Here is a 23,464-nt window from a genome sequence, read left to right on the forward strand (position 1 = left end):
ACCTGGATAAACCTGTCCCTTACTCCTATGTTATACTGGATTGGAAATTGTGGTTTGGGGTGATTTTTTGAACTCGATACTTGGCTTTTTTAGAAAAATGTCGTTTAAACATAGAGTATTTTATATAGTCGTTTTTCTTTGCTTTGTTGGTAGCTTAGTCTTTGTCTACAATAATCATGCATTTTATGAGCGCCCGATTGCGAAGGTGATTGAGGTGCAGATTACGGATGAAACTGAAGTGGTGGACGGACTTGATAACAGAGATGCTTTGTTCACTCAGCACATCATAGCCGAACTCAAAAACGGAGAGAAAAAAGGAAGTCAAATACATTTAGAAAATGAATACTCATTATCGAAAGCCTATGATTACGAATTTCAGGTTGGGAATGAATTGTTTGTTTCGTTTGATAAGAATTCCTCAGACGAATCCAAGTTAACGGGAACCATCCATGAAGTAAAACGCGATAAATATGTAATGTTTGTGGCCTGGATTTTTATTTTCATCTTGCTGTTGGTCGGAAAAAAGCAAGGGCTGTTTTCGATATTGAGTTTGGTCATTAATGCCGTCATTTTATCGTACGCCCTAGACCTTTATCTCGAAAAGCCTGACCGAAGTCTATTACTGATTTGTAGTGTCGCGATTATTCTCTTTACGGTTCTTTCATTATTACTCGTAAACGGACTTAACGAAAAAACATATTCGGCGATTATCGCTACTTTAGTAGGGACTTTTGTTTCTTTAGCTGTTGCCTTTCTTGTCATTCAAATTACCGGTGGTGAAGGCCTTCGCTATGAAGAATTACAATTTATTACTCGCCCTTATAAAACGGTATTTATGGCTGGGTTATTTATTGGATCTCTCGGAGCTGTCATGGATATTGCCATCACCATGTCATCTTCACTCTTTGGATTGTATGAAAAGAACAACAACATTTCGACAAAAGCACTCGTGAAATCTGGTATGGAAATTGGTCGAGATATTATGGGAACGATGACTAACATTCTGTTTTTTGCCTACATAAGTGGTTCGATTCCATTATTAATCTTGTATTTTAAAAATGCTTCACCCTTAGGATTTACACTGAACATGAACCTGTCGCTAGAATTGGCCCGTGCGCTAGCAGGAGGAATTGGGATTGTGCTAACGATTCCGATTGGGTTGTACACGACTTTATTTTTTATATCAATGACTAGAAAGAGGGCGAGGCTATGAATGCAATCGTCTTACTCGCAGCGATTCTATTTATATTAATGGCGATTATCGGGGGAAAAAAGGGAATCCGTTCGTTTTTAGCCTTGTTTTTCAACTTCGGCGTACTACTCGTTACGGTGATTTTCATGAATGACCCGAAGCTTAATCCGATTTACTTAACGCTTATCGCCTGTGTAGCGATTAGTGCGATTAACCTTTTTTATATAAATGAAATGAACAGTAAAACAAAAACGGCTTTCTTAGCTACGATTCTGACAACCATTATTCTCCTATTGTTTATTCTTGTGCTAACAAACAAGTCGATGATTCAAGGATTTGGTGAGGAGGAAATTGAAGAGCTTGGAGCATACTCCCTCTTTATCGGGGTCGATTTTGTAAAAATTGGGGCTTCCGTAATCATCATGAGTACAATTGGGGCTATTACGGATGCAGCCATCGCGATTTCATCACCGATGAGAGAAATCCATTACCATAATCCACATCTTAGTCGAAAAGAGTTGTTCGCGTCTGGCTTAAGCATTGGGAGGGATATCCTCGGAACAAGCACGAACACCCTGTTCTTTGCCTTCTTTGGTGGCTACCTCGCCCTGTTGATATGGTTTAAAGATTTATCGTATCCGATGGGTGAAATCGTCAACTCGAAGATTTTTGTTGCAGAGATGATTACCATTCTAATCGCTGGAATTAGTGTTACCCTGGTTATCCCAATCACCGCTTGGATTACCGCCCATTTTTTCGTTAAAAAGGCGTAGGTGACAGACGGGGCCAGTTTTCTAGAATACATAACCTGGCCCTAGATCCACCCATTCATGATAATTTTCTCTTTGATAGGAAATTGTCTAGTTTTTTGATGACTTCATGACTAATATAGGACTCTATTTTATTTACTTCTTCTTTTATACTATCCTCTTCCACCTCGATCAATTGGAAGAACCGAGCTAGTACGTCATGGTTTGACCTTACTTGCTTTACTATCTCATTCCCTTTTGGTGTCAGTGTAATCATTCCATATCGTTGAAATTCGATAAAACCTTCCTCCTTCAGCTTCCTTGCCATCTTTGAAACAGACGGGACAGACACATCGAGTGACTTTGCAAGCTGAGATACCCGCGTAAAACCATCCTCATTCAGATTCGCATAGATTTCCACAAGATACTTTTCCTGCTTAGCTGAAATCATATTTGTTTTAACACCCCTTAACTCTACACCATTACTATTCTTCTACATCTACAAACCCATTTTCATTTAAAGTGATATTTTTAATTTTGTTGTAATCCTCTTCATCGAGAACTCCCAATACCTTTAAAATAACCGAGTATTTTACCATCTTTGAATAAATCCTTGGACTTCTATGCATATTCCCACCATCCTTTCGCAGGGACAAGGGGACAGGTACCGTGTCCCGACTATTTTAATCCAAAATTAACTGGGACGATGTACCTGTCCCTCTGTCCCAGCTTTTGGGCGGATTAGGTTTGATAGGGCACCGTGTTTTGGTGAGCAGATGAAACTGATAAGGAAGATGATTCCTGTTGCAAAGGCCATTGATCCAGAGATGGATGTGTCAATCCAGAGAGCGAAATAATATCCCAATACTGCAGATATGACCCCAAAGGTTGCACTTAGGCCGAGCATAACTAGGAGTCTATCAGTCCATAAATAAGCTGATGCTGCGGGTGTGATGAGCATGGCAACAACCATGATGGCACCAACTGCATCGAAAGAAGCAACCGTCGTCACTGAAACTAGTGTCATAAACAAATAGTGCATCCCTAGGACCGGGATTCCCAGACTCGCTGCAAGTGCGGGGTCAAAAGTCGTAAGCTTCCATTCTTTATAAAATAGCCCAATGACCAGTAGCACGATAACGAACACAATGATTAACATAAGCGTGGCTAAAGGGATGTCTCCAAGTAGAGGTACAGAAACCGTATTCCATGGTACAAATGAGATTTCGCCCATTAATGCGTGCTGGACATCCAGATGAGCATTGCCTACCTTTGTTGCAATTAGGATCACTCCTATCGCAAACAATGTTGTAAAGACGACACCTATGGAGGCACCTTGATCGACCCCTTTTGCATGAAACCACTGAACGAAATAGGTGGTTAATATCCCCGCAACCGCTGCACCAATCACCATGTGGATGCCACTTAAACTATTTGTAACTAAGTAAGCAACCACAATTCCAAGTAACACTGTATGGCTAATTGCATCTGCCATCATCGCCATTTTACGGAGGATAAGAAAGACTCCCACAATTCCACAAGATACTCCAACGAGTGAGGCCGTTAGTAAAATCCATGCTGTGTAAGTCATCGATTACCCTCCTTTACAATAGAGGTCGAAAATTGCTGCTCGTAAACTTCTTTTCTTTTCGTACGTAGCAGTAACGATTCGACGATGATTCCCTTTTTCACTCCGAAAAATAAGGATACTAGAAAAAAAGAACCTGAAGTAACGACGATAAATGGACCAGTTGGTAATCCAGTTCCCAACGCGCTAATTGTTGTTCCAATTGCACCTGAGATTCCTCCAAATATACCTGATAACCACATCATCGTCTTAAATGAATGTGTCCAATACCTAGCACTGACAGGTGGAATGATTAATAAGGCCGACATGAGAATAACACCAACCGCCTGGATACCCACTACTACAGTAAGAACAAGAATCAGAGTATAGATGATATTCATTCCTTTAATTGATAGATTAAGACCCTTTGCAAAGTTCGCATCAAACAAAAATAACTTCCATTCTTTAAATCCAATCACCACTGTAAAAATAACCGCTGCTGCAAGAATGGACATGGTCATTACATCTGATGAGACCATTGAAGCCGCTTGCCCGAAGATGAAATTATTTAACCCAGCCTGATTACCTCCACTTGTCTTATTCACCAGGGTTAAAAGAACAATTCCTCCGCCAAAAAATACAGCTAAGATCATTCCCATTGCTGTGTCTTCTGTAATCCGGGTCGTGGATTTTATCAACATGATACAGAAGGCCCCTAGTAGCGCACTAATCGAGGCTCCAATCATCAAGAGAAACAAATCCTTCACTTGGAATAGAAGAAAGACCACTACCACTCCGGGAAGGGCAGCATGTGATAAAGCATCACTCATCAGGCTTTGTTTTTTCCAATAAGCCAGGCAACCTACTAGGCCTGCAGCTATTCCGAGTAGAAGTGTACTCACTAAAACCCACTGAAAGTTACTTGAGAGTAGAATTGACAATGCCCACTCCCTCCTTCAACCAACGAACAGTTCCACCATACGTTTTTTCAATATTTTCTGTAGTGAAGGTTGATGAAACATTACCATGTGCAATGACTGAACGATTTAAAAACAATACACGATCAAAATAATCCTCTACCGTTTGTAGATCATGGTGGACGACAAGAACGGTTCTTCCTTCATTTTTAAGTTCTTTTAAGATTGTCATGATGGCTCTTTCTGTGGCTGCATCAACACCAGCTAGTGGTTCATCCATGAAATACAAGTCAGCATCTTGGATAAGTGCTCTTGCTAAGAAAACCCGCTGCTGCTGCCCCCCTGACAATTCACTAATCTGTCGATGTGCGTAATCAGCCATGCCTACTTTATCCAGAGCCTCCAATGCTTTCTCGCGATGATGTTTGTTCGGCCACTTCACCCAGCCAATTTTTCCGTACATCCCCATCATCACAACATCCAGTGCATCAGTGGGAAAATCCCAGTCAACAGAGCCTCTTTGTGGTACGTATCCCACCCGTGCTTTTACCTTTTTTAGACTTGCATCAAAGAAGGTAGTGTCACCTGACAAACGTGGGTGTAAATCTAATAACACTTTAATGAGAGTTGACTTACCTGCTCCATTGGGTCCAACAATACATGTTAGAGACCCTTGCTTAATTTCAAACGAAACATCTTGTAGTACTGTATTTTTTCGGTATGCGGCACTTAGCCCATCCACAGTGAGAACGTTCATTCATTAACACTCCTTGTTAATCCTTCAAAAACCGTATTGACATTGTGATGGTACATGCCGAGGTAGGTTCCTTCTTCAGTACCAGCTTGCCCCATCGCATCTGAGAAGAGCTCGCCACCCAAGGTTACATCTAGACCCTTCTTAGCCGCTCCCTCAATCACGGCCTTGATGGAATTCTGGTTAATACTACTTTCTACAAAAACAGATGGTACTTGCTTTTCAAGGAGTAGGTCGACTGTTGACTGAATATCAGATAACCCGACTTCATCCTCCGTACTTAGGCCCTGTAATCCCACCACCTCAATATCATACATGCGACCAAAGTACCCAAATGCATCATGTGCTGTTACCAGAACTCGTTGTTCTGTTGGGATACTTGCCATTTTCTCAATAGCCTCTTCCTTTAACTCATCGATTTGAGAGAAATAATCTTGTTTGTTTTCTTCAAAATAGCTCGCATCATCCGGGGATAATTCTTTTAACTCATCTGTCGCACTTTCCAAAGCTTCCTTCCAAAGGTCTAAATCAAACCATATATGTGGATCGATTGCACCTTCCTCATCTCTTAGTAATTGACCTTCACTAATGGTCTCCCCAATCGCAAAGACGGGTTTTGTTTCTTTCAATTTCTCAAAGATTTCTCCTAAGTTTCCTTCAAGATGTAAACCATTGTAAAAAATAATATCTGCATCTTGGAGTGTAGAAATATCACCTTGAGTTGCTTCATACAAATGCGGGTCAACCCCTGGTCCCATAAGACTTGTAACCTTTACTTTATCTCCACCAATCACTTGCATCGGCTCACCAATTTGCGCAATCGTTGTGACAACTTGAATTGTCTTTTCAGAGGAATCCTCATCCTTCGGCTCACTTGTTGTCGTGCTACAACCTATAAGTACCAACGCCATACAAACTCCCACAACCAATAGTCGAATCATTGTTTTTACTTTTTTCACTTTTAGCTCCTCCTTGTATTAATGAAGAAATGTTGCACTAAGGAAACTTTTTGAGTAAAAAAAATAGAACCACCAACTTTTCCTATAAGACAAAAAGTTTCCTTAAGGAAAAATTAACTCATCCACGCTTGTTCTGTCAAGAGCAATTTTTAGAAAAATTAAAAAAGGGCGGAATAATTGCTCTCCAACTGTCGAGATTTATCGGATACACTTCAAATAAAATAGCCGTTTCCCATTGTGTAAGAAACGGCTATTCATGTCTGGGACGAGGGACCTGTCCCCCTGTCCCTAAAGCGCTTGTTTGATTAGTTTTTTATAATAGCTGACGGATAGAATTCCGAAGATGGAGTAGAGCAATGTGTAGAGGACCATGACAATGATCATCGGTGTCCATAGTTCGGTTCCGAACCAAAACCATCCTGATTTGACGGCAAAGTAACTGTGACTGAGCCCTACTAGTAACGGAATTCCAAAGTTAAATAATTGCTTGATTTTGATTCCATTTAGCAAATCTTTTCTTGTAAAACCTAATTTTCGAAGGATGGTATAGCTTCCCTTTTCCTCTTCACCTTCATCCATTTGTTTGAAGTACAGGATACATCCTGATGTAACCAAGAAGGTTAACCCTAAGAATCCGACGATGAACATGATCATGCCCATGCTTCTTTTTTGACTGTTAAAGGTTTCAAGCTGTGAAGCATGACCCGCATACTCATCTATCTGTAAGTCATTGTAGACCTCATTTGCAGCTAGTATATCCGATTTTTCGGCTATATCGACTCCAAAAAATAGAGGAAACTCATTCGTCACATCCGGGTCGAGGTCATTGGCCAATTGTTGATAAACCGTGTCATCTACGACAGCAACTGGGAAGCCTCCGCCCGTTAATCGTAGTGGAAGTATGCGTTTGTCCCTAAGTCCAATAAAATTCAAATCAAACACTTTGCTTTGCCCACTCATTGTGAGCGTTCCTTTGTTAAATGTCATAAAGGATTCTGTGGCTGTGTTGCTATTTATAAATACAGATTCGTCTTGTTCAACATCCATATCTTCAATAATGCGGTCCGAAATCACCACCATCGGCACTTCGGATCCATCTTCTACTGATGGTCGTTCAAAACTAAGGTTGATGATATTTGCAATGTCTGTTTTGATACTTAGTAACTCGATTTCTGTTGTCGAGTAGTCAATTTGTTTCTCATCCAGCTTTTCTAGGAACTGTCTTGCATTCTCTTCATTTGGAATCGAAAAGTCATAAACCACTGACTCCGCAGCCGATTTTTCTGCTGAATAATACGAGATATAGGTAAGTGATAATAACCCAATGGATAAGGCAGATACGGTTGTAATCACGGTTAAAAGGATTGAATTCGACCTCATTCTGAACATAATGGACGATAGCGACAGCACTTTATGAACAGAAAGATAGCCATTATTCTTTTTTCGAATCAGATTAAAAACAAACCGAATCGAGCCTTTATAAAAGAAAAACGTTCCAATAATGACGGATCCGAGGATGGCAAGCATCATTAAAAACATCTGCTCCATCATCGTAAATTGACCATCAAATAATTTAGTCGACAAATAATAACCCAATAGAATAAGACCTAGTCCAAGCACCCCGATGATGATTTCAAATACGGAGACCTTTTGTCTCTTCTCCTCTGATGTTGAAGTAGAATGGAACAAGGTAAGAATCTCTTGATTTTTTATAAACAACCCATTCATCACCAAGATTAAAATATAAATGGCCGCAAACACAATCACCGTTTGTACCAGCGCCTCTGATGAAAAACGAAGCTGTGCCACTTCTTCAATTCCTATCGTTTTTAGAAGTACCATCATGACAAGTTTAGAAGAAACAAAACCAAGAAAGACTCCTATAATCATTGATCCGAAGTACAGTACCATATTTTCAACACTTAATATCCAAAAAACTTTACCCTTAGGAATACCAACCAGTTGTAACAAGCCAATCTCTTTTCCACGCCTCTTAATAAATAGATTGTTGGCATACACAAGGAATACCATCACAATGGCAATAAGCATCACCGCTGCACTTCGGAGGGCAGCCTCACCTTTAACAGTTCCTTTCGCAGCATCCATAGAAGGGTCATATTGAAGGGTGACAAAAGCGAAATACAAGGCCACACTAAATACGAGTGCAAACACATATAGATAATAGTTTTTCATGTTTTTTACTAAATTTCGAAGGATGAGGCTTTTAAAGCTCATGCTGAACCCCACCTAACACCGCTTGCGTCTTAATAATATCGTTAAAAAACGCCTGTCTACTCTCATCTCCACGATTCAACTTCGTAAAAATTTGCCCATCTCTAATAAAAATCACACGGCTACAGTAGCTTGCTGCTTGCGGATCATGGGTAACCATTACAATCGTCGCTTCCCGCTTTTCATTTAAATCACTAAGCTTATTAAGTAAATCTGAAGCAGATTTGGAATCGAGTGCACCGGTTGGTTCATCTGCAAATATAATGCTAGGTTCATGAACAAACGCTCGTGCTGCTGAAGCCCGCTGCTTCTGACCTCCTGAAATCTCGTTTGGATACTTATCCTTCACTTCAAAGATTCCTAATTCCTTCGCCACATCCTCAAACATGATTTGTGCAGCTTTCGAAGTAATCTTATTGACTGTCAACGGTAGCATGATGTTTTCTTTTACAGTCAACGTATCCAACAAGTGATATTCCTGAAAAATAAACCCGAGGTGACGTTTGCGAAACTCGGCTAGTTCCTTATCCTTCATTCCTGTAAATTCCTTGCCTTCTACGAGAATGGTGCCTGAACTCACTCTGTCAATCGATGAAAGCACATTGAGTAATGTTGTTTTACCAGAACCTGAAGGGCCCATGATGCCGACAAACTCACCTTTTTTTACGTCGATATCAATTCCTTTTAGTACCTCTTGGCGGTTCCATTTATTTCCGTACGATTTTACAATTTTAGTTGCTTCTAAAATGTTCAACGTTATCAACTCCTTACCTATAGGATAGCCGGAAAGCATCAGTATTTCCTTCGAATCACCGAACAAAACATGAAAGCATGTGACATTCTTGTCACATGCTTGTTAGTTTAACGAAATCGTTCTTCTTCGGAAACGTTAATGTAAAAGTCGACCCTTCTCCGTATATAGAATGGACATCTATCGTTATTTTCAACGTTCTCGCAGCCTGTCTTGTTAAATACAAACCCATACCTGTTGCAGCATGACCATGATGGTCTGTTGTAGATGTAAAGCCCTTTTCAAAAATCCGAGGGAGATCTTTTGGCTTTATCCCACGACCGAAGTCCTGAATTTCCATCATAATCTGCTCGTCTTTTTGATAACTTCGGATTACAATCTCACTATTCTCACTGTATTTTACAGCATTAGTTATGATTTGCCTCAGGATAAACTGAAGCCATTTCCCATCAGAGACTACTTCTTGAGCATCTAGCGACATATCAAAGCCGATTCCTTTTTGGAAACACCATGATTTTAACGACTGGATTTCCTGAACAAGAATGGCTTTTAAATCAACCTTTTCAATATACAGGTCATTTTCCATAAATGGAATTCGACGCTGATGCAACTGCTGATCAAGAAGGAGATGAACGCGTAGCCACTCAGACATTATTTTTTCTTTTAAAGAGTGGTCCTCAACCTTTTCAATCATTAATTGCATCGTAGTGAGCGGAGTTTTAACCTCATGTATCCAAGACAGCAATTCATCCTTTTCTTGCTCGACACTTGTCGCATAATGATTAAGCTCGTTTTTATATAAATCATGTTGGTTAGTAATCACTGTTTCGACTACCTTTTCAAACGGAGTAGCACTTTCTTGTAATTGTTCCACACCGACTGTCGGATCCCAGTCCTCGATACTTTTATAAAAGGATACCTCACGAGTATAACGAATCAGTAGAAATAAGCTAAACACAACGAAAAAAACGGCAACAATATAGAGGACAGAGCGAAATGAAAGAGACGGATCGAGATATCCGATCAAAAGAATTAATGTCTGAAAGAAGAGAAAAAGAAAAAGCCAACTCCGCCTTTCAATGAGAAACCTCTTCATCATAGAGTGACAGCCTCTTCTCTCGCCATATATCCTTGTCCAACTTTTGTTTCGATATAGTGACCTAACCCGATTTCTTCAAGACGCTTTCGTAGGCGATTCACGTTTACCGTTAGGGTATTGTCACTTACAAATCGTTCATCGTCCCAAAGACTTTTAATAAGTTCTTCACGGCTCACAATTTGATTCACATGCTCAACTAGCATTTTTAAAATAAACATTTCATTCTTTGTGACTTCAATCGTTCCACTGTTCGTTTGCACGGTGTTTTTTACGAAATCAATGGTTGCCCCATTCCATACCTTTACATGAATCTGTTGTTCAAGGCTATAATTATAAACCCTGCGTAGCACAGCCTGAATTTTTGCAATCAGGACATCAAAATGAAACGGTTTTTGAACAAAATCATCTGCACCTAGCTGCATTGACATTACCATATCTGTCGGATGGTCACGCGATGATAGAAAAATGATCGGAACCTTCGAGTGAGTACGTATCGAGCGACACCAATGAAATCCATCAAACTTTGGCAACTGTATATCAATAATCACGAGATCAGGTTGAACCTTCGTAAACTCCTTCATCACATTGCTAAAATCCTCGATTCCATACACCTCATACGACCACTGCATCAACCGCTCCCGAATCTCTCCAAATAACGTCACATCATCCTCAATCAACAAAATCTTAAACACACAACCACCTCGATAGGGACTGTCCCCCTTGTCCCACTATTTTAACGATATCCCCGGGTGCTCCCGTAACAACTTGTACCCTCATTTTATACCATAATGCCAAAATATGCCTACCAAAAAGGGAAGGGGTCTAGAGATATAAGGAATTGGATGCGAAATCCCGACTTAGTTTGTCGCATTCACTTCGGCCGGTGCGACTTATGGGACACAGATTTCAGATTATGGGACACTGCGTTTGATTTATGGGACACTGGGTTCATTTTATGGGACACAAATCAAATTATATGGGACATTAACGTAAAGATATGGGACAAACCCGCAAATGCCAAAATATACTTACCAAAAAGGGTAAGGGTCTAGAGATATAAGGAATTGGCTGCGAAATCTCGACTTAGTTTGTCGCATTCACTTCGTCCGGTGCGACTTATGGGACACAGATTTCAGTTTATGGGACACTGCGTTTGATTTATGGGACACTGGGTTCATTTTATGGGACACAAATCAGATTATATGGGACATTAACGTAAATATATGGGACAAACTCGCAAATGCCAAAATATACTTACCAAAAAGGGTAAGGGTCTAGAGATATGAGGCATCGGATGCGAAATTCCGACTTAGTTTGTCGCATTCACTTCGGCCGGTGCGACTTATGGGACACAGATTTCAGTTTATGGGACACTGAGTTTGATTTATGGGACACTGGGTTCAGTTTATGGGACACAAATCAAATTATATGGGACATTAACGTAAAGATTTGGGACAAACCCACATTTCCTCCCGTTCCACCAAACTGATATACTTGTAGATAAGAGGTGAGGTTATGCAAAAACTACAATTCGAAGCAGCATGGGACCGGACCATTTCAGAGAAGGACCGCCGAGAGATCCAGAGCACTTTTCAAGAGGTAGCCCCGAGTTTAGAGCCTGGAATTCATTTTACAACGTTCCGGATTGCTGTAAACCACAAAAACGAACAGTTAGTAACGTCTATCATCCATAATTGTACGGAAGAAAGTTTCCTTTTTAAAAATACACCACTACAGATTTGGAACGGAGACACCTTGTTAGCCGAACAAGCCTTTACGATTTCATCACTTCAAGTAGGCCCTGAAACTAGCATGCCTTGGACCTTTATTTTTCCGGCTGATGGTTTTGAGATTTCGGAGTCTACTAAAGATGCCAAACTTAAGCTAAAGAAAGAGAAGTAGATTCCAATCTAGAATCCACTTCTCCATTTTTTATATTCGTCCTTTTGTAATTTCGGTTAGTTTTGGATTGACCGCTAAGATTTTTGCATTCACATCATTTATTCCAAACCCAGCTAGTCGCTTAGTGTGCATGTCTAAATATTGTTTTGCATTTTCCTTTGTCTCGAAAGCATAAATCCCACCCGCTATTTTTGCTTCGGGATCTTCTGTCCAAATTTTCCAGAGGAATCCTGGTTCGTCATTGATACTTTTCGCTAAATCAGTGAATGCCTCCACCATTTCATCACCGAATGGTCCATCCATTTTAAAATCAACCTGTAATACGTATGCCATTTTTTAGCCTCCTACACGTCTAAAATTTATTTTTCTCTAATTCCTTTCAATGCTGTAGACCAAGCCACAACATCGTCTATCGTTTTATGTAAGGAATCCTCGTGGTGTGCTGCTGGATTGAAGGTCCTCATATCTTGAAAATCCGTAAATAGGCTCATGGCAACTTGTGGTCCAACAGTTGCTACCTTTGGAACGGTTAAGATAAGGCGTAAATCATTTGCTGCGGTTACCCCTAAAGTTGATCCATAGCTAACAATTCCCGCTGCTTTGTGATTCCATTCTACATATAGATAATCGATGGCATCCTTTAACCCCGATGTAATAGCCTTATTATACTCTGGCGTTACAAAAATAAATCCGTCGAGACTGTTAATTTTTTCAGACCATGGATGTGCTTCTGGGGCTTGATAATCCTGTGACATAATTGCCGGAATAGGTTCATTAAATTTTGGTAGATTGTAATCCTTAATATCTATCAACTCAAAATCTGCATCATTTCTTTTGTCTGCGATAGACTTCACCCATTCCGCGACCTGAATATTTACTCTTGAATCCCTAGTGCTACCTGTAAGAATACCAATTTTAATCATTATGTTTCCTCCTTATATTGTATCTACATTCAGTGTAGCAAGGACGAAACCATTAACACACCAACAGTAAATTGGTAATGTTGCTTATCCAACACTTTTCAAAAACTGTATAAAAAATGCCCCTTTCTAGGAGGGGCAAGCAGAGATTCTCCTCACAACATGAAGAGAATAAAGGTTAATGGAAGTATCAATACTGGCAACCATGATATCGATAAAAAAGCGCCTTTTTTATAACCGAATTCTGGGAAGGGAATCGAAGCTGGATTGAAAAACCAATTCGTAATCCGACTTGACCTCGATTTTTTCATTGGAAAGTCAGGCACCTCAACGGAAAATTGATCAAGCTTTTCTTTTAATTCTTTTTCAAATTGGTCTTTATTCAACTTCGTTCACCTCTAATTCCTCTTTCAGTTTTTTTAATGCCCGATGCAGTTTAGATTTAACCGTTCCAACTGGTATCTGTAGGATTGCGGAGATTTCTTTTTGTGTGAGATCGTGGTAGTAGGTAAGTAATACGACGGCCCGTAAGTCTTCAGGTAGCGCTCGGATTGCAGTTTGAATGGTTATTTTTTCATCTGAGTTTTCATAGTGTGTTTGTCTATCAGCCAAAATCGGCATGAGTTTTCGAAAAAGGGTCTGTCGCCTCAGCCTTGTCATCATTGTGTTATAGGCGATCTGATAGAGATACGTTTTAAACTTCCCTTTCTCTACATCATATAGATGAGACTTCCGTTGCAGTTTCTCAAACGTGTCTTGGACAAGGTCGATGCTAAGCTGTTCATTGTTTGTATATCGAAAAATAAATTGATAGAGCGGTGCCTTGTACAGATTATAAATGACCTCAAGTGCTTCCTTATCCCCTTGTTGAAATTGGATAATTGCCTTTTCAACGTTACTGTAACTCATCTGACCACCGCTCTTTTATACCTTTATATACGTAAGCAAGCTTCGTGATAAACCAAAGAAATGTAATCAAACTGAACACGAATGTTTGATGGATGAAAAATTGGATGAACGGACTATTAATGTCGTCCCCTCTCAATAGAAAAACCAATAAACCGGTTATACATAAAAATGTATACACAGCTGCTATCGTAATAATTGTATCCCATCTCGACCAGTAAAAGTAGATGTTTGATTTACTAAAATCAATTCCACCCTTATGATTTCGAACAACCTTTTTATTTAATGAACCAATTACCGTCGCAAATACGGTTCCAAGAATAGCAACTACAATGGAACTAACGACCATCCCTGTTATTGTCGTCATTTTCTCCACTCCCTTATTTTCGTTCTTACTTCTTATACTAATAAGGGGCGTGCAAGGTTCATTTTAATTTTAATTTTAATTTTAATTTGCAGCCTACTTCTTCATACTATTTTGCAAAGAGAGCATTTCTTCGGCCAATTTTTGAATACGTTTCTTTAGTCCTGCATTCGTAATTTCCGTGTCATCGTCGAAATTGTCATTGTGAATAAAAACTTGATTAACCGGCACTGTCCCTTTCAAGTAGGTTAGAATCGGTCTTAAATGATACTCCGAAACAAGGAAGTGTTTTTCCGTACCACCGGTTGTAATCATACCTGTCACTTTCTTCTTAAAGGAATCCACGGGGAAGAAATCTAACAAATTCTTCAGTACTCCTGAAATAGAAGCCTGATAAATCGGTGTTCCAAAGACAAGCATGTCTGCCTCTAGGATTTTGTTTACCACTTTGATGGTATCATCATTGTAAAAGCTTAATGGACTTCCATTTACAAACTCGATCTCATACTCCTTGAGATCAATTAATTCGATTTGGACAGAAAAATCAAGTGCTTTTACAGCGGATAAGACTTCATATACGGCCTTTGATGTTTTTGCTCCAATCAATGAACCTGAAATACCAACGAGTTTCATGATGTAACCTCCTAAAATTTCGCATATGTTAATTCTTAGCGTTCTCCTATAGGCATTCAATTATGTTGATTTTGAGTTTGCCCCATAAAAAATACCACAGCCTAAGACTGTGGTACTCACGTTTTTCCAATTATCATGGAATTATATTGGTGTGTCCATGTTGATATCCATAGTCTGGATAGTACCCACTAGATCCATGGTGAAATCCATGTCCTGGATAATACCCGCTATGTCCATGGTGGTAACCATGTCCTGGATTGTAGCTTCCATGTCCGTGATGATAGCCATGTCCTGGATTGTAGCTTCCATGACCATGGTGATAACCCTGGCCTGGATTATAGCTTCCATGACCATGATGATAGCCGTAGCCTGGTTGATAACCTCCATGACCATGGTGATAGCCCTGTCCCGGATTATAACCTATTTGAAACGGCAGATTTAGGCCAGGGACTACTCCCGAAATTCCAAACATTTGTCTTTGCATCTTATCTCTCCTCCTCTTTTGGCTGCACATTAGTGTATGTGTCCCCAATCGAGGTGGTGTCAGTAAAATATAGGACAACACCCGGTCGTACCACTAAATTGGCCCATCTATGAGATAGGACATAGCAAATTCAAGGAAGCTGTTCTTAAACTCTATTTAAATGTGTATCTTTAAAATTAGTTGTATATTTAAGCCCGTAGCCAATTGCTCGATCCATCCCTATATGAGCTGACCAAATTAACCCTATTGCAAGCACCAACTGATTCGATAGGAGTATACCTACTAGTAAAATCGTAATCGTCAAACTATACGTATGAAAAATATTATAGCATTTTGCTCCAACTACATCGTTAACCAAATACCCTATCATTGAAATATCAGGTGCTAACAATAATAGTATAAACATCCACCAACTGTACTCATTGAACGAATATAGATATATACTTAACACTAAAACTGCCAGCCCTTCAATGTGTAACAAGATTTTATTCAACTCTATTTCCCCTCACTTTTTATGTATTGCTCTACTTTTTTATTACATAAAGTAAATCTCCTTTGTTAAAGATCACTGAATAGTTATTTGAATATTCGTAATATTATATTTTACATATTAACATAAAATACTAAAAAATACTCCAACAAATCGAAATAACATTTAAGGTGGAAACGAAATAGAGTGGAAATTCATCCAGATAACTGTTGCCTTATCCCCTTACTCAGTCAGTGAGGAGTTCATTAATGAATCGTTGTTTAATGTCTGGCCACTCTTCCTTAATAATGCTGTATAGTACGGTATGACGGATTTTACCTTCTTTACGAATCATATGATTTCTTAAGATGCCTTCTTTCGTAGCGCCTAATCGTTCGATTGCTTTTTGTGATCGGTAATTTTCATGCCCTGTCTTTATTTGTACGCGGTTCAGTTTTATTTCTTCAAAGCAGTATTGTAATAATAGAAATTTACAATTTGTATTCACATTAGTTCGCCAATACTTCGGTTGTAGCCAAGTTGAACCAATTTCGACTCTTTTATGCGACTTAGCAATATCTAAAAATGAAGTACTACCGATGATTTCATTTGATTCTTTATGGACGATTACAAACATGTAAGATAAATTGGTTTCACGTTCCCTAATTGCATTTTCCACATAGAGACGTACGGAATCCTTTGTATCTAACGTAACAGACATATGCTCCCATATCTCAGGATAACGTACCGCTTTTAACAACCCTTCACAATCTTCTAGCCTGACAGGTCTTAAAATAACAACATCATTTTCTAAATAAATATCTTCCATTTTATCCCCTCCTTATTCCTAGTTAATTAAATTTTTGATACGATAAACAGTATCAAAAATGTTTATTTTAACCATACCAGGGGGATTATTTTGCAGATATCAATCATCTTTTCTCAAAAGCAACCGAAGTATCTGGATATTTATGAGCAATTGAAAACTATGATAATTAAACAAACATTGACCTGTGATGAAAAACTACCATCCAAAAGAGACCTAGCCTCTCATTTAAATGTTAGCATCCATACGGTTCAAGAGGCCTATGAACAACTAGCAAGCGAAGGATATATTTATAGCATTGAGCGTTCTGGCTATTATATTTCACCTTACGATTTAGATTGGGATATCCCCAATCAGAAGAGAGCGCGAGAGGTCATTAAGCATCCACCAACCATTCAATATAATTTTAAAAACGGACAAGTAGATGAAAACAAGTTTCCACTTAAAGAATGGCTAAAACTGTATCGAAAACATCTCATATCTGACATTGTACCGAATGGACAATGGCAAGGTGAAATTGCCTTAAGGGAACAAATTGCGCGATATGTTGAAAAATCGAGAGGGTTTTCGTGTGACCTTGATCAAATCTATGTGTACAGTGGTACACAGCATCAACTTCAAGAAGTATGCAGATTTTTTGGAGATGTAAAAGTAGCGATTGAGGAACCTGGTTTTAAAAGAGCAGCAAGCGTTTTTCATCAAAATCAATCTGTGACCTGTCACATACCTATCGATGAAAAAGGAGCAACCATTCCAGTTGAGCCTTGTCAGTTATACTATATAACCCCCGCACATCAATTCCCACTTGGTGGGGTTATGCCGATTGAACGAAGGATAGCATTATTAAAATGGGCAACGGAAACCAACGCCTATATTATTGAAGATGACTATGATTCTGAATTTCGCTATAAAGGAAACCCGATTCCTCCACTAGCCCAAATCGATCAATTGCAACGTGTCATCTATTTCGGTACCTTTTCTAAAACAATTATGCCTTCTGTCCGGATTAGCTATATGATTTTACCAAAATCGCTCATTGACAAATTCAATAATTATTACAAGGACCAAAAGACAACTGTATCTAAAATCGACCAGCTTGTCATTGCTGATTTTATGAAGACTCAATTATATCCAAAGCATATTGCGAAAATGAGGACCTTGTATCGTAGAAAAAGGGAGAAGTTAATCGACAGTATCCAAACTATCCTAGGCCCACAGTATGAAATCATTGGGGATGAGGCGGGCTTACACATTGTTCTGAAGTTACCGAATCCGCTTAAAGAGCAGGACGCAATTAAACTTGCCAATGAAAACGGAATTGCAATTGACCCCATCTCTACCTCCTATCAACTACAAGAGATCGATAATTACGTCATGATTGGATACGGGGCAATACCCATTGAATTTATTGAAGAAGCGATTGCTATACTTGCTCATCAATGGAACCAGAGGTGACGGTGCTTAATAACTGAGCTGCATTTTATAAAAAATGCAGCCCTTTTGTTTTCTATTCGTTAATTGGTAGGAATACATTTTTCTTTGTCAATAGATAGAAACCTGAAGTTGCCAGGAGTGTTCCTGCCAAGATAAACGCTAATTGAACGTTTAGATACTCGGCTATACCACCGAATACCAATGTTGAAAGTCCAAATACTACTGACACCATACTGTGTTGTGCACTATAGATCTTTGGCAATTCTTCTGCTGATGCGTTTCTTTGTAAATAAGTGTGTATGGTGATGCCTTTCATTTGTTCAATTAACCCGCTCAATACAACTAGGATCAATGCCAGCCAAGCAATTGCGTTTATTCCAAATAATAGAGTTACGATAGAGACACCAAATGAAGAGAACAATACCGCCTTTCTCATGTGCTTTTCGAATGTCACTGAAAGTTTCGAGCAAATGACGCCTCCAAGGATTAGACCGATAAAAAACGCAGTGTTAATATAGCCCCACCATGTTTCATTTACTTGTAAGACCTCGCTAACAAATACATAGAGAATAGCGGCTACCCAAACGACGTTTGCAATAGCTTCTAAAAAGAAAACGACATGGATGCTTCGAAGGACAGGATTATGCCAGATGGTCAACCAACCTTCTTTTAAAACTTCAACCGTTTTTTGATTTTCACTTTTCACTTGGAAAGGTGTTTTGTCTACAATCCCTATCATTAAAATCGTAGAAACGATAAACATTGAAAAGGTTAGCCAAATGACATGTTCCCCACCTATTATCGCAACCAGCATTCCACCTAAGGCCCAGCCACCTAATTGAGCTGTCTCATTCATAACTGAAGTAAAACTATTTGCCTTCAACAATTGAGATTCTTCGACGATTCTAGGTAGAATCGCGTTTGTCGCAGGCATCGCCCAGCCATCAAAAAAGGATATAAGGAAGATACAGCAAACAATACCTACAATTCCGGGATTTGATTGTGAGCTAACCCATACAGCAAGCAATAATAGGATTATCGTTTTGCTAAACTGCGAGCTTACTAGAAGAGATTTTAATTTGTATTTATTTAAAAGCAACGGTGAAATGATACCGCTCATAAATCTTCCAAACGTATTTAAAAAAGGTAACAGCGCCAAGTACATGGCCGATTCTGTTACAGAATATAAGATAGCGATCAACCCAACCACATAAAATACATCGCCTAAATTGGCAAACAATTGACCAATCCACAAAAATCGGAAAGAACTACTTTTCACTTATTTCTACCCCTTATTCATCAATATTGATATATGAAATAATAAGGGAATTTTACAATGGACGAAGCCTCCTACTGGATATCTTTCTTTTACTACGCTTGACTGTTATTTAATGCTTTTCATAAAACATTCACTTAAGGATAAAAAATATGTAGGGGTAGTTATTGAAAAGTAAGTCTTTCTTAGTAAAAGAGAAACGACTAGAAGCCGTTTCTCTGGTTGTTCTATTTAATTAAACCGCTTTGCCCTTCCATCCCTTGCCTTCGTTCACAAACAGGATGCCGAGTTCATGGTGCTCACCTTCATAAAGGGCACGTTGGACGTATCGAACCTCACCATTGATGTCCAATACATCGAGCTTACATAATGCCCTATTCTTTTGAAGTGCCATGTAAAATTCTTGAACCGTTTTGACTTGAATGCCGTTAACCTTTGAAATTGTCTCACCAATGGTGATCTGCATTTTTTCTGCTGGTGAGTACGGAATAATGCCTAGTACGAGAAGGCCATGATTTCGTTGAGAAAAAATCGATGGTTTTGATTCATCCATAATATAGTGCTGCAAGTAGATGAGTTCCCGTCCTACTAGTGCAAAGCTCGCGGCAATAATGGCTGTGACTGGATACCAAATGCTTGCAATTGCTATCCCCCCAACGACAATTCCTAATAGAATTACACGTTTTCCGACAATCGGTATACTCTGTTTCGGAAGCATGCTTTTTACTTTATGATAGAAGCCAATTCCGAACGGAACCAAAATTAATGAATATGCTTGTCCAGACACTGTAAAGACTGGCCACCATTCATAATGTGTGGTGAGTGCCTCTCCTGGCATTAATAAAAACACCGGTGCAAGCCATAATCGTTGTGAAATATGGGCTCCTACTGGAAGTCCTCGTTTGCTTTTTAAAAGGTCAGGTGACGTTCCAATGTGACCTCTTTTCACAATTAAGATTCCTTCAGCTACTAGCAATGCTCCTAGTAAAATCGCGATTGAAGCTAGGCTTGTATTCCCCATATCGTCTAGCAATCTCGCAATAAATGTATTTTCAACCGTTAAATTTGATAATAAAATAATTGCAAAAAACGATGCACCTAAAATGTAAGCAGGTGATAATAGGCGTGTACTAATCGGCAAACTAAGTAGGAATGTGACGATTGCGATTACCACAATGCTCCCAAAGGGAATGACTACACCGGCGGCTATCGTTACAACCGAAATGAGTAATCCTGCGAGCCATCCACCAGGAAGTAAGGATCTCAGGTCGAAAAATCCATCCTCTACTCTTATATGAAAAGCGCGTCGCTCACGTTTGACACGAAAATAGCCTAATAGTACGCAATATCCGACGAAATAATAAAACATCGGATGCAGAAAAAAACGCCCAATCCCTTTTGCAAATTCGAGTAACCATGTCTCAATCAATTTTTTCACCACCTATAGTTATGACTTGAATATGTAAAATATTTACGTTCGATTTCCTAACTTTTATTGTACCAAATACTTGACATAATGCATACGTTGATTTTTATGGAAAAAGAATATCGGGGGTGGACTTTTAAAACATCCACATCTTGGCTCAACTATATTTGAGTCATCTATATTCCTCTTTGCTTTGTTTTACTTGGTCGTTAAACATTGAGACAAAACGGAATACCATGACTCTTTTCTATTACATAATTCCTCTATACTGTTTTAGTTAGTCTGCCTTCCAGTTGCTACTGGAAGGTTTTTAATATGGGTCAAAATTTGGGTTTGTCCCATATGTTGTGAGTTGTGTCCCTTAAAGTGCTGTGTCTGTCCCATATAATTGGAGTTATGTCCCATAAATTTCCGCACTGTCCCATATATCGATAACTCTGTCCCATATCTTAAAAAAGGGCAACCCGAACTTGCGCTAATTAACTGGAGTTAGCTCCCCATCCCAGCCTCCCGCTCGGACGAAAAAGCGGTTTGTCCCATATATTTGAGGTTGTGTCCCATAAAATCCAATGTTTGTCCTATATAATGGAATCTCTGTCCCATATCTCACCGACTTTGTCCCATTTATCTAAATTTCTGTCCCATAACCGCTAAACCAATAGATCGTCAAAACTAAAAAACACCTCTCCGCCATGGGAGAGGTGCATTCAGATCTTATTTAAATAGTACTTCCATTGCTTTTTTAAGTTGTTGGTCGTTCTTTTCGTCGCGGATGGCTTCGATGACTTTTGCTTCAATAGCTCCGGCTGTTTTTTCGTTAATTGTGCCTGTTACTTCTAATTTGTTGGCTTCTTGGAAGGATTTTACGGCCTCGACAGTTTCTTCACTATAGTAGCCGTCCTCACGACCTGGATCAAATCCAATTCCCTTAAGCATTAGTTGCGCATTTTTGATTTTTTCATTGTTCATATTTTGTGTCAGTTCATTTTCGAACTGAATTGGGTTTGCATAGAAAAAGTCTGGTTGTTTAACCTCAACAGTTGGTTCGATTCCTTTTTGATGAATCCAATTTCCATCTGGTGTAAGCCACTTGAACATCGTTAACTTCAAGTTACTTCCGTCGCCCATGTCGCGCGCTTGTTGGACGGTTCCCTTACCAAATGTTTTTTCCCCAACGATATCATATCCACCTGATTCTTTTAATGCACCTGCTAGAATCTCGGAAGCAGACGCACTACCTTGGTCCGTTAACACGACAATTGGATAGTCCTTTTGTTTTTCAAGAGTGGAGAAGAAGCGCTGCTTTTCGCCGTCTCTGTTTTCAATTTGTACATATGGCTTCTCTTTTGTAACGAGCTGTTTTAAAATTTCTTCAACACTTTCAAGGAGACCACCCGGATTGCCACGAACATCGATGATCAGGCCTTCCATTCCCTGCTCTTCTAACTCAATTAATCCGGTGACGAAATCCTCTGCTGTTTCTTGTGCAAATGAAGTGATTTCAATATACCCGAGTTTTTTATTATCGTGTTCCTTCAAATCAGTATAGACTGTTTCGATTGGGATCGTATCACGCGTTACTTTTACTTCCATTAAGTCTGTTGCACCTGGTCGCATCACCTGCAGTGTCACAACGGTACCTTTTTCACCGCGAATTTTTAATACAGCCTCATATAGATCAAGTCCTTCGATGCTTTCGCCGTCTATCTTGATAATTTGGTCATTTGGCTTTAGACCTGATTTTTCAGCTGGTGAGTCCTTGAATGGTGCGACGATTGTAACCTTGCCCTCCATCATGCTCACTTCAGCACCAATTCCTTCAAAAGAGGATTCCAATGAGTCATTGAATTGGGCTGCTGTTTCTTCATCCATATATGCGGAATATGGGTCACCCAGAGTACCTACCATCCCCTGAATTGCGCCCTCAATTAGTTGTTTTTCGTCAACCTTTTCAACATAGTTAGATAAAATCATGTTGTATGCTTGACCGATTTTCGATAGATTGTCTGAGTTTTCTTTATTAGTTCCTTCGTTGTTTTGGCTTGGCTGTTGAACGAGTGGTTGTTCATTATTATCAAGCAACTGAACCACTAAAAATGTAACACTCGCCCCTAATAGTAAGGATAGTGCCATGTATAATGCGACAATTTTACGACTCACCTGTGTTCCTCCTCATCACGAATACAAATACAAATTCATACCGTTAATTTTTGTAGCTTTTACGTTCTTATTCATGCCTTACTCACGCTTAATAGCCAAAAAGTCTCAATCCGCTTATGTACTTAGACCTTTTTGACTATCTCCGTAGAGCTGTAGCAAAAGGCACCACACATGCGTTAGTGCGATGCCTTTGTATAAAAATATGAAATGCTTGTACACTTTATGACAAAAATGAGGCGTTGCCTCGATGTGTAATTGGTAAAAATTTTGCTACTCTCCCATTATAAAAGTTTTAGCAGAATGAAGTAAAGAAAAATGTGGTAAGGATTGGGTTGAAAGAGAATGGCTTTTTTTTCGCTAAGAACCATAAATAATAGCCGTAAGTTGTAGTTTTAATGGAGAAACTATGGATTCAACCAAATCTCCAGCTAAATAATCGACCAT

At 39.3% G+C, this 23,464-nt stretch carries 26 protein-coding genes; 4 read left to right on the forward strand and 22 right to left on the reverse strand.

Annotation, left to right across the window (positions count from 1 at the left end; translation table 11 throughout):
• The first annotated feature begins 97 nt into the window (after window positions 1-97).
• Complete coding sequence (locus CZ490_RS14770) at window positions 98-1,213, forward strand: YibE/F family protein (protein WP_077621085.1); 1,116 nt, start codon at window positions 98-100, stop codon at window positions 1,211-1,213.
• Entirely contained in the window at window positions 1,210-1,965 is a 756-nt protein-coding gene (locus tag CZ490_RS14775; RefSeq protein WP_077619603.1) for a YibE/F family protein, read from the forward strand. Before CZ490_RS14770 ends, CZ490_RS14775 begins: the two co-directional genes overlap by 4 nt.
• A gap of 55 nt (window positions 1,966-2,020) precedes the next feature.
• Here the strand turns inward: CZ490_RS14775 and CZ490_RS14780 are convergent, their stop codons facing one another.
• From CZ490_RS14780 to CZ490_RS14820, 10 genes are all read right to left on the reverse strand, one after another.
• Window positions 2,021-2,392 (reverse strand): metal-dependent transcriptional regulator, encoded by a 372-nt coding sequence (locus CZ490_RS14780; protein ID WP_077619604.1) that lies wholly within the window; start codon window positions 2,390-2,392, stop codon window positions 2,021-2,023.
• Between the two features lie 34 nt (window positions 2,393-2,426).
• Window positions 2,427-2,570: a hypothetical protein gene (locus CZ490_RS22370; RefSeq protein WP_159439962.1), complete on the reverse strand. Its 144-nt coding sequence runs from the start codon at window positions 2,568-2,570 to the stop codon at window positions 2,427-2,429.
• A gap of 65 nt (window positions 2,571-2,635) precedes the next feature.
• Window positions 2,636-3,532 carry a metal ABC transporter permease gene (locus CZ490_RS14785; protein ID WP_077619605.1) on the reverse strand — a complete coding sequence of 299 codons (897 nt, stop codon included), beginning with the start codon at window positions 3,530-3,532 and terminating at the stop codon, window positions 2,636-2,638.
• Window positions 3,529-4,449 (reverse strand): metal ABC transporter permease, encoded by a 921-nt coding sequence (locus tag CZ490_RS14790; protein WP_077619606.1) that lies wholly within the window; start codon window positions 4,447-4,449, stop codon window positions 3,529-3,531. Before CZ490_RS14790 ends, CZ490_RS14785 begins: the two co-directional genes overlap by 4 nt.
• Window positions 4,427-5,182 carry a metal ABC transporter ATP-binding protein gene (locus CZ490_RS14795; protein ID WP_077619607.1) on the reverse strand — a complete coding sequence of 252 codons (756 nt, stop codon included), beginning with the start codon at window positions 5,180-5,182 and terminating at the stop codon, window positions 4,427-4,429. Before CZ490_RS14795 ends, CZ490_RS14790 begins: the two co-directional genes overlap by 23 nt.
• Window positions 5,179-6,138, reverse strand: coding sequence for a metal ABC transporter solute-binding protein, Zn/Mn family (locus tag CZ490_RS14800; RefSeq protein ID WP_234987240.1), 960 nt, complete (start codon window positions 6,136-6,138; stop codon window positions 5,179-5,181). Before CZ490_RS14800 ends, CZ490_RS14795 begins: the two co-directional genes overlap by 4 nt.
• A gap of 288 nt (window positions 6,139-6,426) precedes the next feature.
• On the reverse strand, window positions 6,427-8,373 hold the full coding sequence (locus CZ490_RS14805; RefSeq protein ID WP_077619608.1) for an FtsX-like permease family protein: 1,947 nt from the start codon (window positions 8,371-8,373) through the stop codon (window positions 6,427-6,429).
• Window positions 8,363-9,124 carry an ABC transporter ATP-binding protein gene (locus CZ490_RS14810; RefSeq protein WP_077619609.1) on the reverse strand — a complete coding sequence of 254 codons (762 nt, stop codon included), beginning with the start codon at window positions 9,122-9,124 and terminating at the stop codon, window positions 8,363-8,365. Before CZ490_RS14810 ends, CZ490_RS14805 begins: the two co-directional genes overlap by 11 nt.
• A gap of 91 nt (window positions 9,125-9,215) precedes the next feature.
• The gene (locus CZ490_RS14815; RefSeq protein ID WP_077619610.1) at window positions 9,216-10,220 is read right to left on the reverse strand and encodes a sensor histidine kinase; all 1,005 of its coding nucleotides are present in this window, start codon (window positions 10,218-10,220) and stop codon (window positions 9,216-9,218) included.
• Window positions 10,217-10,912 carry a response regulator transcription factor gene (locus CZ490_RS14820; protein WP_077619611.1) on the reverse strand — a complete coding sequence of 232 codons (696 nt, stop codon included), beginning with the start codon at window positions 10,910-10,912 and terminating at the stop codon, window positions 10,217-10,219. Before CZ490_RS14820 ends, CZ490_RS14815 begins: the two co-directional genes overlap by 4 nt.
• An 823-nt stretch (window positions 10,913-11,735) precedes the next feature.
• On the opposite strand from CZ490_RS14820, the gene CZ490_RS14835 reads away from it, so the two are divergent.
• Entirely contained in the window at window positions 11,736-12,122 is a 387-nt protein-coding gene (locus CZ490_RS14835) for an SLAP domain-containing protein (RefSeq protein WP_077619614.1), read from the forward strand.
• A 30-nt stretch (window positions 12,123-12,152) separates the two neighbouring features.
• Here the strand turns inward: CZ490_RS14835 and CZ490_RS14840 are convergent, their stop codons facing one another.
• The 9 genes from CZ490_RS14840 to CZ490_RS14880 all read right to left on the reverse strand — a co-directional run bounded on the left by CZ490_RS14840 (window position 12,153) and on the right by CZ490_RS14880 (window position 16,727).
• Window positions 12,153-12,455: a monooxygenase gene (locus tag CZ490_RS14840; protein WP_077619615.1), complete on the reverse strand. Its 303-nt coding sequence runs from the start codon at window positions 12,453-12,455 to the stop codon at window positions 12,153-12,155.
• Between the two features lie 26 nt (window positions 12,456-12,481).
• A complete protein-coding gene (locus tag CZ490_RS14845; protein ID WP_077619616.1) occupies window positions 12,482-13,045 on the reverse strand; it encodes an NADPH-dependent FMN reductase in 564 nt (187 codons plus the stop codon).
• Window positions 13,046-13,197: 152 nt separating this feature from the next.
• Window positions 13,198-13,428, reverse strand: a complete 231-nt coding sequence (locus CZ490_RS14850) for a hypothetical protein (protein WP_077619617.1) — start codon at window positions 13,426-13,428, stop codon at window positions 13,198-13,200.
• Window positions 13,421-13,951, reverse strand: coding sequence for an RNA polymerase sigma factor (locus CZ490_RS14855; RefSeq protein ID WP_077619618.1), 531 nt, complete (start codon window positions 13,949-13,951; stop codon window positions 13,421-13,423). Before CZ490_RS14855 ends, CZ490_RS14850 begins: the two co-directional genes overlap by 8 nt.
• On the reverse strand, window positions 13,938-14,315 hold the full coding sequence (locus CZ490_RS14860) for a hypothetical protein (protein ID WP_077619619.1): 378 nt from the start codon (window positions 14,313-14,315) through the stop codon (window positions 13,938-13,940). Before CZ490_RS14860 ends, CZ490_RS14855 begins: the two co-directional genes overlap by 14 nt.
• A gap of 93 nt (window positions 14,316-14,408) precedes the next feature.
• Complete coding sequence (locus CZ490_RS14865; protein WP_077619620.1) at window positions 14,409-14,945, reverse strand: NADPH-dependent FMN reductase; 537 nt, start codon at window positions 14,943-14,945, stop codon at window positions 14,409-14,411.
• Window positions 14,946-15,078: 133 nt separating this feature from the next.
• Window positions 15,079-15,429 carry a hypothetical protein gene (locus CZ490_RS14870; RefSeq protein WP_234987241.1) on the reverse strand — a complete coding sequence of 117 codons (351 nt, stop codon included), beginning with the start codon at window positions 15,427-15,429 and terminating at the stop codon, window positions 15,079-15,081.
• 145 nt (window positions 15,430-15,574) lie between these two features.
• Entirely contained in the window at window positions 15,575-15,922 is a 348-nt protein-coding gene (locus CZ490_RS14875) for a DUF4260 domain-containing protein (RefSeq protein ID WP_077619621.1), read from the reverse strand.
• Between the two features lie 223 nt (window positions 15,923-16,145).
• Window positions 16,146-16,727 carry a GNAT family N-acetyltransferase gene (locus CZ490_RS14880; RefSeq protein ID WP_077619622.1) on the reverse strand — a complete coding sequence of 194 codons (582 nt, stop codon included), beginning with the start codon at window positions 16,725-16,727 and terminating at the stop codon, window positions 16,146-16,148.
• 90 nt (window positions 16,728-16,817) lie between these two features.
• Here CZ490_RS14880 and pdxR point away from each other — a divergent pair, with 90 nt between their 5' ends.
• The gene (gene pdxR / locus CZ490_RS14885) at window positions 16,818-18,179 is read left to right on the forward strand and encodes a MocR-like pyridoxine biosynthesis transcription factor PdxR (protein WP_077619623.1); all 1,362 of its coding nucleotides are present in this window, start codon (window positions 16,818-16,820) and stop codon (window positions 18,177-18,179) included.
• A gap of 52 nt (window positions 18,180-18,231) precedes the next feature.
• Here the strand turns inward: pdxR and CZ490_RS14890 are convergent, their stop codons facing one another.
• The 3 genes from CZ490_RS14890 to CZ490_RS14900 all read right to left on the reverse strand — a co-directional run bounded on the left by CZ490_RS14890 (window position 18,232) and on the right by CZ490_RS14900 (window position 23,020).
• A complete protein-coding gene (locus tag CZ490_RS14890) occupies window positions 18,232-19,437 on the reverse strand; it encodes an MFS transporter (protein WP_077619624.1) in 1,206 nt (401 codons plus the stop codon).
• A gap of 232 nt (window positions 19,438-19,669) precedes the next feature.
• On the reverse strand, window positions 19,670-20,863 hold the full coding sequence (locus tag CZ490_RS14895) for a PDZ domain-containing protein (RefSeq protein ID WP_077619625.1): 1,194 nt from the start codon (window positions 20,861-20,863) through the stop codon (window positions 19,670-19,672).
• Between the two features lie 711 nt (window positions 20,864-21,574).
• On the reverse strand, window positions 21,575-23,020 hold the full coding sequence (locus CZ490_RS14900; protein WP_077619626.1) for a S41 family peptidase: 1,446 nt from the start codon (window positions 23,018-23,020) through the stop codon (window positions 21,575-21,577).
• Window positions 23,021-23,464: the final 444 nt, after the last annotated feature.

It is taken from the genome of Litchfieldia sinesaloumensis, from assembly GCF_900156865.1.
Classification (GTDB): domain Bacteria; phylum Bacillota; class Bacilli; order Bacillales; family Bacillaceae_L; genus Ferdinandcohnia; species Ferdinandcohnia sinesaloumensis.

Coding starts and splice junctions, on each gene's coding strand:
- CZ490_RS14840 (WP_077619615.1), bottom strand. CDS start 12,455: ATGGCATACGTATTACAGGTTGATTTTAAAATGGATGGACCATTCGGT.
- CZ490_RS14775 (WP_077619603.1), top strand. CDS start 1,210: ATGAATGCAATCGTCTTACTCGCAGCGATTCTATTTATATTAATGGCG.
- CZ490_RS14870 (WP_234987241.1), bottom strand. CDS start 15,429: ATGCAAAGACAAATGTTTGGAATTTCGGGAGTAGTCCCTGGCCTAAAT.
- CZ490_RS14835 (WP_077619614.1), top strand. CDS start 11,736: ATGCAAAAACTACAATTCGAAGCAGCATGGGACCGGACCATTTCAGAG.
- CZ490_RS14805 (WP_077619608.1), bottom strand. CDS start 8,373: ATGAGCTTTAAAAGCCTCATCCTTCGAAATTTAGTAAAAAACATGAAA.
- CZ490_RS14770 (WP_077621085.1), top strand. CDS start 98: ATGTCGTTTAAACATAGAGTATTTTATATAGTCGTTTTTCTTTGCTTT.
- CZ490_RS14855 (WP_077619618.1), bottom strand. CDS start 13,951: ATGAGTTACAGTAACGTTGAAAAGGCAATTATCCAATTTCAACAAGGG.
- CZ490_RS14845 (WP_077619616.1), bottom strand. CDS start 13,045: ATGATTAAAATTGGTATTCTTACAGGTAGCACTAGGGATTCAAGAGTA.
- CZ490_RS14780 (WP_077619604.1), bottom strand. CDS start 2,392: ATGATTTCAGCTAAGCAGGAAAAGTATCTTGTGGAAATCTATGCGAAT.
- CZ490_RS14785 (WP_077619605.1), bottom strand. CDS start 3,532: ATGACTTACACAGCATGGATTTTACTAACGGCCTCACTCGTTGGAGTA.
- CZ490_RS14795 (WP_077619607.1), bottom strand. CDS start 5,182: ATGAACGTTCTCACTGTGGATGGGCTAAGTGCCGCATACCGAAAAAAT.
- CZ490_RS14860 (WP_077619619.1), bottom strand. CDS start 14,315: ATGACGACAATAACAGGGATGGTCGTTAGTTCCATTGTAGTTGCTATT.
- CZ490_RS22370 (WP_159439962.1), bottom strand. CDS start 2,570: ATGCATAGAAGTCCAAGGATTTATTCAAAGATGGTAAAATACTCGGTT.
- CZ490_RS14865 (WP_077619620.1), bottom strand. CDS start 14,945: ATGAAACTCGTTGGTATTTCAGGTTCATTGATTGGAGCAAAAACATCA.
- CZ490_RS14815 (WP_077619610.1), bottom strand. CDS start 10,220: ATGATGAAGAGGTTTCTCATTGAAAGGCGGAGTTGGCTTTTTCTTTTT.
- CZ490_RS14880 (WP_077619622.1), bottom strand. CDS start 16,727: ATGGAAGATATTTATTTAGAAAATGATGTTGTTATTTTAAGACCTGTC.